This window comes from Kitasatospora sp. NPDC048407 (genome assembly GCF_043200475.1).
GTDB lineage: Bacteria > Actinomycetota > Actinomycetes > Streptomycetales > Streptomycetaceae > Kitasatospora.
On sequence record NZ_JBICXW010000035.1, the window covers coordinates 1 to 13,432 of the forward strand.

The following is a 13,432-nucleotide window of genomic DNA, read 5'->3' on the forward strand; positions in this document are numbered from 1 at the left end:
CGACCCGCCACGACCGGGCCGGCCCGGCGTCGTCCTGGTCGGACCGACCAAGACCACCCCGACTCGCCAAAAATCAACCTAAATCACCGGTATTGGGGCTAGACGCGAGCTCCGAATGCCGGGATCTGGTCGCCGAGTTGCTGCGCGAGCAGCGGCGGGTGACGGCGGCCGACGGGGCGTCACCCGAAGGCACGGAGGACGCGGAGGACACGGAGGACAGGGAGGGCATGGAGGCCGCGACAACGGCATTGGTGGCACTGCGGGAGGAGGAGACGGTGCCGGCCGGGGCCCGGCGAGAGGGGGAGCCGATGCTCGTGGTCCCGCTGGGCCCGCCGGTCCCGGTGGCGTGTGCTCAGTCGCGGGCCGAGTCGTCCGGCTCGTCCCGGGGTGCGGTGTCCCGCAGCTCGGAGTCGAGTCCGGCCAGGTCGGTGTTGATCGAGGCGAGCAGCTCCTGCATCTGCTCCAGCAGCGACTTGGTGGTGACGGGCGCGCCGCCCGTGGGGGTGCCCGGGGTGGGCGGCTCGGTCCAGGGCTCGGACATGAGGGGGCCCCTTCAGCTCGGTGGTGCGGTGTGAAGCGCCGGGGGTCGACGCCGCCGGTCCAACGAGCTTCCGCCGTACGCGGTCACCCCGGACCACTCGTAGAGGTCCAACCGCCGGGCCCGGTCAGCCCCAGGGGTGAGCCGAGTTTGCGAGCCCGGCCCCCGCTCGGCTACAGCACCGAGCGGGGGCCGGGACTCCGCGGCGGCCGTCGGGCGGCTGCCGGACAGCCGCACCGCGGCTGCTGAACGGGTACGACCTGGAAGGAGGTCAGTTGTGCGAGTGCAGATCCGCGTTCAGGCCGCCCCACGAACCGGTGCGGGCGATCACCTCGACCGCGCCGGACTGCGAGTTGCGGCGGAACAGCAGGTTGTCCTGGCCGGACAGCTCCACCGCCTTCGCCACCGCGCCGTCCGGGGCGGTGACCCGGGTGCCGGCGGTGACGTACAGGCCCGCCTCCACCACGCAGTCGTTGCCCAGCGAGATACCGATGCCCGCGTTGGCGCCCAGCAGGCAGCGCTCGCCCACCGAGACGACCTGCTTGCCGCCACCGGACAGGGTGCCCATGATCGAGGCGCCGCCACCGATGTCGCTGTGGTCGCCGACCACCACGCCCGCGCTGATCCGGCCCTCCACCATCGAGGTGCCCAGGGTGCCGGCGTTGAAGTTGACGAAGCCCTCGTGCATCACGGTGGTGCCCTCGGCCAGGTGCGCGCCGAGGCGGACCCGGTCGGCGTGCGCGATGCGCACCCCGCTCGGCGCCACGTAGTCGGTCATCCGCGGGAACTTGTCGATGCCGTACACCGCGAGCTGCCCGCCCTGGGCGCGCACGGCCAGCCGGGCCTGCTCCACGTTGGCCACCGGCACCGGGCCGATCGACGTCCAGGCGACGTTCGCCAGCAAGCCGAAGACGCCGTCCAGGTTCTGGCCGTGCGGCTTCACCAGACGGGAGGAGAGCAGGTGCAGTCGCAGGTAGACGTCGTGCGCGTCCAGCGGCTTCTCGTCCAGCGAGGAGATCACGGTGCGCACCGCCACCACCTCGACGCCGCGCCGCGCATCGGCGCGCAGCGCCTCGGCGGCGCCCGGGCCGAGCGCCTGCTCGGCCTCCTCGGCGCTCAGCCGGACGGTACCGGACGGGCCGGGGGCGGCGGCCAGCTCCGGCGCGGGGAACCAGGTGTCGAGAACGGTGCCGTCGGCGGCGATGGTCGCCAGGCCGACAGCCACCGCACCGTTTACGGGAGTGGAGGTCTCAGCAGTCACATCCCGCACGTTAACCAATTGGGGCAAGTGCTGACCAACACGCTCACCGGACGGACAAAACCTGATGCCCGAGAACAGGCCCACCGGCCATACTCGGCCGGGTGTTCGTATCGATCTCCACCACCGGCACTGCCGAGAATCCTGCCTCCGACCTGGGCTTCCTCCTGCACAAGCACCCCGACAAGGTGCAGCGGTTCACCACCGCGCACGGCACGGCGCACGTCTTCTACCCCGAGTCCGGGGAGCACACGTGCACCGCCGCGCTGCTGTTGGAGGTCGACCCCGCGGCGCTGCTGCGGCAAGGCCGCGGCAAGGGCCGTTCCGGTTCGCCCGACCTGGCGCTCGCCGAGTACGTCAACGACCGGCCGTACGCCGCGTCCTCGTTGCTCGCGGTGGCGCTGCGCACGGTGTTCCGGTCCGCGATGAAGGGCGAGTGCACGCACCGCCCCGAACTGCCCGGCCGCGCCATGCCGTTGCGGATCTCGCTGCCCGCCGTCCCGGTGGCCGGCGGCGGACCGGCCCTGGTGGAGCGGCTGTTCGCCCCGCTGGGCTGGCAGGTCGAGGCGACGCCCGTCCCGCTGGACGAGTCCTTCCCCGAGTGGGGCGACTCCCGGTACGTACGGCTCGAACTCACCGGCACCCTGCGGCTCGCCGACGCCCTGCAGCACCTGTACGTGCTGCTGCCGGTGCTGGACGGCGCCAAGCACTACTGGGTCGCGCCCGACGAGGTCGACAAGCTGCTGTCGGCCGGTCAGGGCTGGCTCGCCGACCACCCCGAACGCGCCCTGATCACCCGCCGCTACCTGTCCCGCCGCTACTCGCTGACCCGACTCGCGATGGAACGCCTCGCCCTGGCTCGCCTGGCCGAGGCCGACGACCGCGAGGCCGAGGAACTCGACAACGCCGTCCCCGACGCCCCGGAGGAGGTGACCACCGATGGCACGGCCGACCCCGCTGCCGACGCCGCGCCGACCCAGGTGCAGGCGCAGGCGAACGCCGAGCCGAACGCGGAGCCGACCGCCGAGCCGGAGCCGGGGCACCCCGCTGCCGACGACGAGGCGACCGGGCGCGGTGGGCCGCTGGCCGTCCAGCGGCGGACGGCGATCCTGGCCGCGCTGGCCCGGACCGGCGCCGCCCGGGTGCTCGACCTGGGCTGCGGCCAGGGCGAGTTGGTGGGTGCGTTGCTCAAGGAATCGCGTGTGACGGAGGTGATCGGTGTGGACGTGTCCTCCCGGGCGCTGACGATCGCCGCCCGCCGGCTGCGGCTGGACCGGATGTCGGAGCGTCAGGCGAGCCGGGTGCGGCTGCTCCAGGGTGCACTGACGTACACCGACGCCCGGCTGAAGGGCTACGACGCGGCGGTGCTGTGCGAGGTGATCGAGCACCTCGACCTGCCCCGGCTGCCCGCGTTGGAGTACGCCGTGTTCGGTTCGGCCCGGCCCGCCGCGGTCGTGGTCACCACGCCGAACGCCGAGTACAACGTGCGCTGGGAGAGCCTGCCCGCCGGGCACCTGCGGCACGGCGACCACCGGTTCGAGTGGAGCCGCGCCGAGTTCACCGCCTGGGCGGCGCGGGTGGCCGACAGCTATGGCTACACGGTCGCGTTCGAGCCGGTCGGGCCGGTCGATCCCGAGGTCGGCGCGCCCACCCAGCTCGCCCACTTCCGCCTCGGCGAGCCCGCCGCCGCCCCGGCTGCCGCAGTCACCACAACAACGACCACCGACCGCACCGACGCCCCGTCGAACGACCTCGCCCCGGAAGGGAGCGCTCACCGATGACCACCGAAACCCTGGAGGCCGGCACCCCCACCGGCCGGCGCCTCCCCGTCACCGACGTCTCGCTGGTGGTGCTGATCGGCAGCACCGGCTCCGGCAAGTCCAGCTTCGCCCGGAAGCACTTCCTGAGCACCCAGGTGATCTCCTCGGACTACTGTCGGGGGCTTGTCTCCGACGACGAGAACGACCAGTCCGCCTCGGCCGACGCGTTCGACCTGCTGCACTACATCGTCGGCAAGCGGCTCGCGGCCGGCCGGCTCACCGTGGTCGACGCCACCAACGTCCAGCACGACGCCCGCCGCGCGCTTATCGCCCTGGCCCGGGAGCACCACGTGCTGCCGATCGCGATCGTGCTGGACGTGCCCGCCGAGGTGTGCGCCGAACGCAACCGGGCCCGGCCGGACCGGCAGCTGCCCCCGCACGTGATCCCGCGCCACCAGCGCGACCTGCGGCGCTCGCTGCGCGGTCTGGAACGCGAGGGCTTCCGCAAGGTGCACGTGCTGCGCGGGGTCGAGGAGATCGAGCGTGCCGAGATCGTGCCGGAGAAGCGCTACAACGACCTGCGGCACCTGACCGGCCCGTTCGACATCGTCGGCGACATCCACGGCTGCCGCTCCGAGCTGGAGACCCTGCTCGGCCGGCTCGGCTACGCGATCGTCCGCGACGAGCAGGGCCGCCCGGTCGACGCCGCGCACCCGGACGGCCGGACCGCCGTGTTCGTCGGCGACCTGGTCGACCGCGGCCCGGACAGCCCGGGCGTGCTGCGCCTGGTGATGGGCATGGTCGCGGCCGGCCACGCGCTCTGCGTTCCCGGCAACCACGAGAACAAGCTCGGCCGCTGGATGGACGGCCGCAAGGTCACCGTCTCGCACGGCCTGCAGGAGACCATCGACCAGCTGTCCGGCGAGAGCGAGGAGTTCCGCGCCCAGGTGCGGTCGTTCATGCGCGGCCTGGTCAGCCACTACCTGCTGGACGACGGTGCGCTGGTGGTCTGCCACGCCGGTCTGCCGGAGAAGCTCCAGGGCCGCGCCTCCGGCCGGGTCCGCTCGCACGCGCTGTACGGCGAAACCACCGGCGAGACCGACGAGTTCGGTCTGCCGGTGCGCTACCCGTGGGCCGAGGAGTACCGCGGCCGCGCCCTGGTGGTCTACGGCCACACCCCGGTGCCGGTGGCGAGCTTCCTCAACAACACCATCTGCCTGGACACCGGCTGCGTCTTCGGCGGCAGCCTCACCGCGCTGCGCTACCCGGAGCGGGAGATCGTCGGCGTGCCCGCCGAACAGCAGTGGTACGAGCCGGCCCGCCCGCTGCGCGGGGACGCGCCCGGCGGCCGGGAGGGGCGTCCGCTGGACCTCGCCGACGTGTCCGGCCGCCGCGTGGTGGAGACCAGAACCCTCGGCAACGTCGCCGTCCGGGAGGAGAACGCCGCTGCCGCGCTGGAGGTGATGAGCCGCTTCGCACTCGACCCGCGGCTGCTCGCCTACCTGCCGCCGACCATGGCACCCTCGCCGACCTCCCGCCGCGAAGGCTGCCTGGAGCACCCCGAGGAGGCGTTCCTCGCCTACCGGCACGACGGGGTGCGGCAGGTGATCTGCGAGGAGAAGCACATGGGCTCGCGCGCCGTCGTCCTGGTCGCCAGGGACGACACCGCGCTGGACAAGCGCTTCGGCCTGCCCGGCCCGGGCGCGATCTGGACCAGGACCGGCCGGGCCTTCCTGTCCGACGAGAGGCTCACCGGCGCGATACTCGACCGGCTGCGGGCCGCCGCCGAGCAGTCCCGCCTGTTCGAGGAACTCGACACCGGCTGGCTGCTGCTGGACGCCGAGCTGATGCCCTGGTCGCTGAAGGCCGTCGAACTGCTGCGCCGCCAGTACGCCGCGGTCGGCGCTGCCGCCGGCGCCGCCCTGCCCACCGCACTCGACGCCCTCGCCAAGGCCGCCGCCCGCGGACTGGACGTGGCGGACCTGACGGACCGGCAGCAGCAGCGCACCGCCGACGCGCTGGCCTTCACCGAGGCGTACCGGCGCTACTGCTGGCCGACCGAGGGCCTCGACGGCATCCGGCTGGCCCCGTTCCAGCTGCTCGCCGCCGAGGGCGCCAACCTGGCGCTGCGCCCGCACACCGAGCACCTCGACCTGATCGACCGCCTGGTGGACGCCGACCACCGCCTCGCGGAAGAGGCCGGTGGCACGGCCCCGGTGCTGCACCGCACTGGGCGGATGCTGGTCGACACCGAGGACGAGTCCTCGGTGGCCGCAGCCATCTCCTGGTGGGAGGAGCTGACCGGTGCGGGAGGCGAGGGCATGGTGGTCAAGCCGGTCGAAGCGCTGCACCGGGACAGCACCGGGCGGCTGGGCCAGCCCGGCCTGAAGGTCCGCGGCCGCGAGTACCTGCGGATCATCTACGGCCCGGACTACACCCGCCAGTTGGACCGGCTGCGGCAGCGTTCGCTGGGCCACAAGCGCTCGCTCGCCCTCCGCGAGTACGCGCTCGGCCTGGAGGCACTGGACCGACTGGCGGCCGGCGAGCCGCTCTGGCGGGTGCACGAGGCGGTGTTCGCGGTGCTGGCCCTGGAGTCCGAGCCGGTCGACCCCCGCCTCTGACGTCAGGCCCCGCCTCTGACGTCAGGCCCCGCCTCTGACGTCAGGCCCCGCCTCTGACGTCAGGGCCCGCCCCTGACGTCAGGGCCCGCCCCTGACGTCCGGTCCCGCAGCCGGCGCCGGTCCCGCAGCCGGCGCCGGGCCCGTGCCGCTGGCACCGGGCCCGGCGTTGCGGCATTGCATGAATATTCGAATACTCGTATACACTTCCCGTCTCAGTCCGTTGACCGACCCAGGAGACCGGTATGGCGTTCAACCTCCGGAACAGGCACTTCCTCAAGGAGACCGACTTCACTCCCCAGGAGTTCCGTCACCTGGTCGATCTCGCTGCGCAGCTGAAGGCCGCCAAGTACGCCGGTACCGAGCAGCCCCGGCTGCGGGGCAAGAACATCGCCCTGATCTTCGCCAAGACCTCCACCCGCACCCGCTGCGCGTTCGAGGTGGCGGCGCACGACCAGGGCGCGTCCACCACTTACCTGGACCCGGCGGGCTCGCAGATGGGGCACAAGGAGTCGGTCAAGGACACCGCCCGCGTGCTGGGCCGGATGTTCGACGGGATCGAGTACCGGGGCGACGGCCAGGAGATCGTCGAGGAACTGGCTGCCCACGCGGGCGTCCCGGTCTGGAACGGCCTGACCGACGAGTGGCACCCGACCCAGATGCTGGCCGACGTGCTCACCATCCAGGAGCACTCCACCAAGCCGCTGAGCGAGACCACCCTGGTCTACCTCGGCGACGCCCGCTCCAACATGGGCAATTCGCTGCTGGTCACCGGCGCGCTGCTGGGCATGGACATCCGGATCGTCGCCCCGGCGCAGCTGTGGCCGTCGGAGGATGTTCAGAAGACCGCCCAGACGCTGGCCGAGGCCAGCGGCGCCCGGGTCACCCTGACCGAGGACGTGGCGGCCGGCGTGGCCGGTGCGGACTTCCTGTACACCGATGTCTGGGTGTCGATGGGTGAGCCCAAGGAGGTCTGGGCCGAGCGGATCGCCCTGCTGAAGCCCTACCAGGTCTCGATGGACACGGTGCGCGCCACCGGAAACCCGGCGGTCAAGTTCCTGCACTGTCTGCCCGCGTACCACGACCTCGGCACCGAGATTGGTCGGCAGATGTTCGAGTTGACCGGCATGTCCGAGTTGGAGTGCACCGACGAACTCTTCGAATCGGCGCACTCCGTGGTCTTCGACCAGGCCGAGAACCGCCTGCACACCATCAAGGCCGTGATGGTGGCGACCCTCGGCTCCTGATCACCTCTTCTGACCGCCGGGCCGGACCGGTCAGAAGTCGATGTTCACACAGCCGACCCGGTCGGTGGGGGCGTGCGATCCGGCGTCGGGGCCGGCGTGCAGCACCAGCGAGTGCGCACCGTCGGGGCGGAACGCCCAGGGGACGGCCGCCGAGGCGTCGCCGGCCCCGCCGGGATCGGTGCGTACGGTCATCCGTACCTCGTTGTCCCCGGCGTTCGAGCCCGCCACGTGCTGGTAGTGCGGGCCGGACGCCGCCGGGTCGGAGCCGCAGTGGCCGGTGTGCACGTGCGCCGGGAACTCGTGCGGGCCCGCCACCCCGGCGACCTCCACCGCGACGGTCGTCCGGCCCGCCTCGCGGTGGACGGTGACCCGCACCTGCGCGCCGTACGGCACCAGTTCGGGTGCGTGGGTGATCGCCCTGGCGGGGACGATGCCGTTCGCGCGGTCGAACTGGGCGTCCACCACCTGGTCGGGGACGGCTGCGACGGCTGTCGCACCGGGACGGGCTGCGGGGCCGGGGGCGGGGACTTCGGGCGGGCCGATCGGCAGCAGGGTGAGCGGCACCAGCAGTGCGCCGGCGGCGGAGGACAGGGGCATCGCGAACCTTCCGACAGGCCGTCAGGGAACACCGCCCACCGTGGCCGCCGGTCACCCCGCCGCGCACGCCGCCGTGCCGGACCGTCGCCCGCAACCACCCGTACGAGAACGCAGGCCTACGAGAGCGCCGGCCATGGCGCGGTCCGGACCGGCCGGAGGTCTCAGCCGGTGGCGGTGATGCCGCGGATCTCGCAGCGCGGCCCGCTGGCGCGCATCAGCCGCAGGTCGGCGGTGATCAGCGGGGCGCCGCAGTGTTCGGCGACCGCGACGTAGGCGGCGTCGTCCGGGGTCAGGTTGTCCTTGAGCTCCCAGATCCGGCCGAGCAGCGGGGCGATCTCCACCTTGCGGATCGTCAGCTCCGGCAGCCGCCGGGCGACGTCGGCCGCCTGCTCGGCCGTCACCTCCTTGGCGAGGTAGAGCCCGCGCAGCGACTGCATCACCTCGATCAGCACATGCTCGGGCGCGACCCAGTCGGGGTCGGCGGCCAGCGCGGCACGGGCAGCGGCCCCGCGCGGCCCCGGGTCGGCGAGCGAGAGCACCACCGCAGAAGCGTCCACCACGATCACCCGCCCACGGTAGCCCGCCCGTACCGCCGCACTGCGGCGGGGTGCCCAACCGCCGCCCCCCACCACGCCGACCCGTGCCCGCCGGTCACCGCTACGGCGCGGGCCCGCCGGTCACCGCTACGGCGCGGGCCCGCCGGTCACCGCTACGGCGCGGGCCCGTCGGTCACCGCTACGGCGCGGGCCCGTCGGTCACCGCTACGGCGCGGGCCCGTCGGTCACCGCTACGACCCGTGCCCGCCGGCCACCGTTACGGCGCGGACCCACCTGCCACGCCTACGGCGCGGACTTTCCCGGCGTCGCCACCGCGCCCGCGGACCCGCCCCCCGCCGAGCCCGCACCCGACGTCTTCGCCTCCACGGCCGCCAGTTCCGCCGGACTCAGCGCGGGTTGCCCCGCCAGCCGCTGCTCGGCGTCCTCGGCGAACCGTCGGTCGATGACGGGTTGCCACCCCGGGAGGAGAACCCACTTCGAGATCTCGTCCTGCGACACCAGCGGCTCGTTCCGATCCGCACCGGTGGAGATCAGGGTGATCATGATGCCGTCGGTCCGTTGGAGTTGCGAAAGGAAGGTGATCCGCTGGGCGTCGTCGCGCCGGGCGATGACCGTGCCGTTCTCGGCCTTGAACGAATCGCACTTCTCGTCCGCGAGTCCGGGGGTGCAGCCGAATACGCCCGTCTGTGGCCGCGACGGGCCGGCGGGGGGTTCCACCTGGAGCATCAGGGTGCCGGTGTGTCCGTTCCTCGGGTCGTGCAGGGAGAGCATGACCGCGATGCCCGCCTGGAGGTCCGAGGGGGCGACCTTGTTGGTCCAGTAGTCGACGACCAGGCGGGAATCGAGCAGGTCGCCCAGCATGAGCCGGGCGGCAGGGCCGGTGAGCGGCACCCGTTCCGACGGCAGGGTGGTCTCCGGCGTGGGGGTGGCCGTCGTCGTGCCGGCCGTCGCGGTGCCGGCCGAGGCCGGAGGAACGGTGGTGGCGGTGGGCGGGCCGGGGCGCAGCAGCAGTCCGCCGACGAGGCCCAGGCCGGCGACCCCGACGATCACCCCGGTGAGCGTGGCGCGCCGCCGCAGCCGGAGGGACCGTCCCTCGGCGGTGGCCCCGGCGACGAGCAGGCCGAGGTCGGGTGCGGCGTCGCCGATCGCCCGCTCGAAGACGTCGGTCAGCTCCTGTTCGGGCATCGGGGCTCTCGCATTCTGACGGCGCGTCGGTCGGTTCGGCGGGCGGCCTGCGGGCAGGGCGGCCGGGGAGGGGCGGCCGGTGGGCAGGGCGGGGCGGCCGGGTGGCGGGGCGGCCGGGGCGGGGTGACGGGGGAGGGGCGTGGGCTCGGTCACGACGCCAGGCTGTCCAGGTGCGGGGCGAGCTGGCGGCGCAGCCGGGTGAGGGCGCGCAGCGCGCGGACCCGGACGGTGCCGGGGGCGAGCTGGAGTTCGGCGGCGGTCTCCTCGACGCTGCGGTCCTCCCAGTACCGCAGCACCAGGACGGCCCGGTCCTTGGGCGGCAGTTCGGCGAGTGCGGCGAGCAGCGCGACGCGCAGTGCCGGGTCGCTGTCGGGGGCGGCCTGTTCGGGGAGGAAGTCGAGGCCGGGCAGTTCGCTGCTGCGGCGCAGCCGCCGGTGCGAGAGGTAGCAGCGGAGCAGGACGGTGCGGGCGTAGGCGACGGGGCTGTCGGCCTGTCGGACGCGTCCCCAGGAGGCGTAGATGCGGGCGAGCGCGGTCTGGGTGAGGTCTTCGGCGAGGTGCCAGTCGCCGCAGAGCAGGAGGGCGGTGCGGAACAGTGCGGTGCCGCGGGCGTGCGCGAACTCCTCGAACTCGCGCCGCTCCTCGGCCCGTCGCCGCCCCACCACCATCCGCACCCCTTGTTACATGCCGCGTTCCGGCGGCCCCGTCACTGGACGCGGTGCCGCTCGGTACATAGAAGTCAGATGCCCCGGGGCTGCGGTTGCGTTACAGGATGAGCCGGTGAAGTTTGGACGGAGCCATGCACTATGGTTTATCTCGACATCGAGATACATTCGGCGTTAGACTATATCTTGACGTCAAGATACTTGCCGAGAGGCGCAGGTCCCGCGTTCGGCGGGCCTTCCATCATCGGCCCGGTAAGCGGCGGCCGTCAGGTTAGGCAAGGCTTACCTTATAACCGGGTGGACCAAGAAGGAGTCAGTCGTGTCCGCGAACAGCTTCGACGCCCGCAGCTCGCTGCAGGTGGGCGACGAGTCGTACGAGATCTTCAAGCTCTCCGCCGTCGAGGGTTCCGAGCGGCTGCCGTACAGCCTCAAGGTCCTGCTGGAGAACCTGCTCCGCACCGAGGACGGCGCGAACATCACCGCCGACCACATCCGCGCGCTGGGCGGCTGGGACCCGACGGCCGAGCCGTCCGAGGAGATCCAGTTCACCCCGGCCCGCGTGATCATGCAGGACTTCACCGGCGTTCCCTGCGTGGTCGACCTGGCCACCATGCGTGAGGCCGTGAAGGAGCTGGGCGGCGACCCGTCCAAGATCAACCCGCTGGCGCCGGCCGAGCTGGTCATCGACCACTCCGTCATCGCCGACAAGTTCGGCACCCCGGACGCCTTCGTCCAGAACGTCGAGATCGAGTACGGCCGCAACAAGGAGCGCTACCAGTTCCTGCGCTGGGGCCAGACCGCGTTCGACGAGTTCAAGGTCGTCCCGCCCGGCACCGGCATCGTCCACCAGGTCAACATCGAGCACCTGGCCCGCACCGTCATGGTCCGCAACGGCCAGGCGTACCCGGACACCTGCGTCGGCACCGACTCGCACACCACCATGGTCAACGGCCTGGGCGTGCTGGGCTGGGGCGTCGGCGGCATCGAGGCCGAGGCCGCGATGCTCGGCCAGCCGGTCTCGATGCTGATCCCGCGCGTGGTGGGCTTCAAGCTCAACGGCCAGCTGCCGGCCGGCACCACCGCCACCGACCTGGTGCTCACCATCACCGAGATGCTGCGCAAGCACGGTGTGGTCGGCAAGTTCGTCGAGTTCTACGGCGAGGGCGTCACCTCGATCCCGCTGGCGAACCGCGCCACCATCGGCAACATGTCGCCGGAGTTCGGCTCGACCTGCGCGATCTTCCCGATCGACGCCGAGACCATCAACTACCTGAGGCTCACCGGCCGTGACGAGCAGCAGCTCGCCCTGGTCGAGGCGTACGCCAAGGAGCAGGGCCTCTGGCACGACCCGTCGGTCGAGCCGGTCTTCTCCGAGTACCTGGAGCTGGACGTCTCCACCGTCGTCCCGTCGATCTCCGGCCCGAAGCGCCCGCAGGACCGCGTGATCCTGGCCGAGGCCGCCGAGAAGTTCGGCGAGGCGCTGCCGACCTACTCCGCCGAGGCCTCGAAGCCGACCGCCGTCACCGCGGCCGACGGCTCGTCCTACGAGATCGATAACGGCGCGGTCGTGATCGCCTCGATCACCTCCTGCACCAACACCTCCAACCCCTCCGTCATGCTGGGCGCCGCCCTGCTGGCGAAGAAGGCCGTGGAGAAGGGCCTCACGGTCAAGCCGTGGGTCAAGACCACCCTGGCGCCCGGCTCCAAGGTCGTCATGGACTACTACGAGAAGGCCGGCCTGCTCCCGTACATGGAGAAGCTGGGCTTCAACCTGGTCGGCTACGGCTGCGTCACCTGCATCGGCAACTCGGGCCCGCTGCCCGAGGAGGTCTCCGCCGCGGTGAACGAGTCCGACCTGGCGGTCGTCTCGGTGCTCTCCGGCAACCGCAACTTCGAGGGCCGGATCAACCCGGACGTCAAGATGAACTACCTGGCGTCCCCGCCGCTGGTGGTCGCCTACGCCCTCGCCGGCAACATGAACATCGACCTGACCCGGGACGCGCTGGGCCAGGACGCCGACGGCAACGACGTCTTCCTCGCCGACATCTGGCCGTCCGAGCAGGAGGTCGCCAACGCGGTCGCCGGCTCGATCGACGAGGCCATGTTCGACAAGGGCTACCAGGACGTCTTCGCCGGCGACCACCGCTGGCAGTCGCTCCCGGTCCCGACCGGCAACACCTTCGAGTGGGACGCCGAGTCCACCTACGTCCGCAAGCCCCCGTACTTCGAGGGCATGGCCAAGACCCCGAGCCCGGTGACCGACATCGCCGGTGCCCGCGTGCTGGCCAAGCTGGGCGACTCGGTCACCACCGACCACATCTCCCCGGCCGGCAACATCAAGCCGGGCACCCCGGCGGCGCAGTACCTCACCGAGCACGGTGTGGAGAAGCGTGACTTCAACTCCTACGGCTCGCGCCGTGGCAACCACGAGGTCATGATCCGCGGCACCTTCGCCAACATCCGCCTGCGCAACCAGATCGCGCCGGGCACCGAGGGCGGCTACACCCGCGACTTCACCCAGGCTGACGCTCCGGTGTCGTTCATCTACGACGCCTCGCAGAACTACCAGGCCGCGGGCATCCCGCTGGTGGTCCTGGCCGGCAAGGAGTACGGCTCCGGCTCGTCCCGCGACTGGGCGGCCAAGGGCACCGCGCTGCTCGGCGTCAAGGCCGTCATCGCCGAGTCCTACGAGCGCATCCACCGCTCCAACCTGATCGGCATGGGCGTCCTGCCGCTGCAGTTCCCGGCCGGCCAGAACGCCGACTCGCTGGGCCTGACCGGTGAGGAGACCTTCGAGTTCACCGGTGTCACCGAGCTGAACGAGGGCCGCACCCCGAAGACCGTCAAGGTCAAGGCCGGTGCGGTCGAGTTCGACGCCGTGGTGCGCATCGACACCCCCGGTGAGGCGGACTACTACCGCAACGGCGGCATCCTGCAGTACGTGCTGCGCAGCCTGATCGGCTGACAGTAGGCCGGAAGAGCCGCACCGTTTCCCGCAAGGGACGGT

10 protein-coding genes are annotated in these 13,432 nt (G+C 72.1%); 4 read left to right on the forward strand and 6 right to left on the reverse strand.

Annotated elements, in window-relative coordinates:
* Nucleotides 1–352 precede the first annotated feature (352 nt).
* Nucleotides 353–541, reverse strand: a complete 189-nt coding sequence (locus ACGFWJ_RS34600; RefSeq protein WP_392956614.1) for a hypothetical protein — start codon at nucleotides 539–541, stop codon at nucleotides 353–355.
* 268 nt (nucleotides 542–809) lie between these two features.
* Nucleotides 810–1,799 (reverse strand): 2,3,4,5-tetrahydropyridine-2,6-dicarboxylate N-succinyltransferase, encoded by a 990-nt coding sequence (dapD, locus tag ACGFWJ_RS34605; protein WP_387643065.1) that lies wholly within the window; start codon nucleotides 1,797–1,799, stop codon nucleotides 810–812.
* Between the two features lie 101 nt (nucleotides 1,800–1,900).
* On the opposite strand from dapD, the gene ACGFWJ_RS34610 reads away from it, so the two are divergent.
* From ACGFWJ_RS34610 to argF, 3 genes are all read left to right on the forward strand, one after another.
* On the forward strand, nucleotides 1,901–3,577 hold the full coding sequence (locus ACGFWJ_RS34610) for a 3' terminal RNA ribose 2'-O-methyltransferase Hen1 (protein ID WP_392956616.1): 1,677 nt from the start codon (nucleotides 1,901–1,903) through the stop codon (nucleotides 3,575–3,577).
* Complete coding sequence (locus ACGFWJ_RS34615) at nucleotides 3,574–6,177, forward strand: polynucleotide kinase-phosphatase (RefSeq protein ID WP_392956618.1); 2,604 nt, start codon at nucleotides 3,574–3,576, stop codon at nucleotides 6,175–6,177. The genes ACGFWJ_RS34610 and ACGFWJ_RS34615 overlap by 4 nt, the downstream gene beginning before the upstream one ends.
* A gap of 242 nt (nucleotides 6,178–6,419) precedes the next feature.
* Nucleotides 6,420–7,421 carry an ornithine carbamoyltransferase gene (gene argF / locus ACGFWJ_RS34620; RefSeq protein ID WP_392956620.1) on the forward strand — a complete coding sequence of 334 codons (1,002 nt, stop codon included), beginning with the start codon at nucleotides 6,420–6,422 and terminating at the stop codon, nucleotides 7,419–7,421.
* A 30-nt stretch (nucleotides 7,422–7,451) separates the two neighbouring features.
* Here the strand turns inward: argF and ACGFWJ_RS34625 are convergent, their stop codons facing one another.
* The 4 genes from ACGFWJ_RS34625 to ACGFWJ_RS34640 form a co-directional block, all read right to left on the reverse strand.
* The gene (locus tag ACGFWJ_RS34625; RefSeq protein ID WP_392956622.1) at nucleotides 7,452–8,018 is read right to left on the reverse strand and encodes a superoxide dismutase family protein; all 567 of its coding nucleotides are present in this window, start codon (nucleotides 8,016–8,018) and stop codon (nucleotides 7,452–7,454) included.
* Nucleotides 8,019–8,179: 161 nt separating this feature from the next.
* Nucleotides 8,180–8,584: a type II toxin-antitoxin system VapC family toxin gene (locus tag ACGFWJ_RS34630; protein WP_387643070.1), complete on the reverse strand. Its 405-nt coding sequence runs from the start codon at nucleotides 8,582–8,584 to the stop codon at nucleotides 8,180–8,182.
* 273 nt (nucleotides 8,585–8,857) lie between these two features.
* On the reverse strand, nucleotides 8,858–9,760 hold the full coding sequence (locus ACGFWJ_RS34635) for a hypothetical protein (RefSeq protein WP_392956624.1): 903 nt from the start codon (nucleotides 9,758–9,760) through the stop codon (nucleotides 8,858–8,860).
* Between the two features lie 149 nt (nucleotides 9,761–9,909).
* On the reverse strand, nucleotides 9,910–10,428 hold the full coding sequence (locus tag ACGFWJ_RS34640) for a SigE family RNA polymerase sigma factor (RefSeq protein WP_387643072.1): 519 nt from the start codon (nucleotides 10,426–10,428) through the stop codon (nucleotides 9,910–9,912).
* A 316-nt stretch (nucleotides 10,429–10,744) separates the two neighbouring features.
* On the opposite strand from ACGFWJ_RS34640, the gene acnA reads away from it, so the two are divergent.
* Nucleotides 10,745–13,390, forward strand: coding sequence for an aconitate hydratase AcnA (gene acnA, locus ACGFWJ_RS34645; protein WP_392956627.1), 2,646 nt, complete (start codon nucleotides 10,745–10,747; stop codon nucleotides 13,388–13,390).
* The last annotated feature ends 42 nt before the right edge of the window (nucleotides 13,391–13,432 follow it).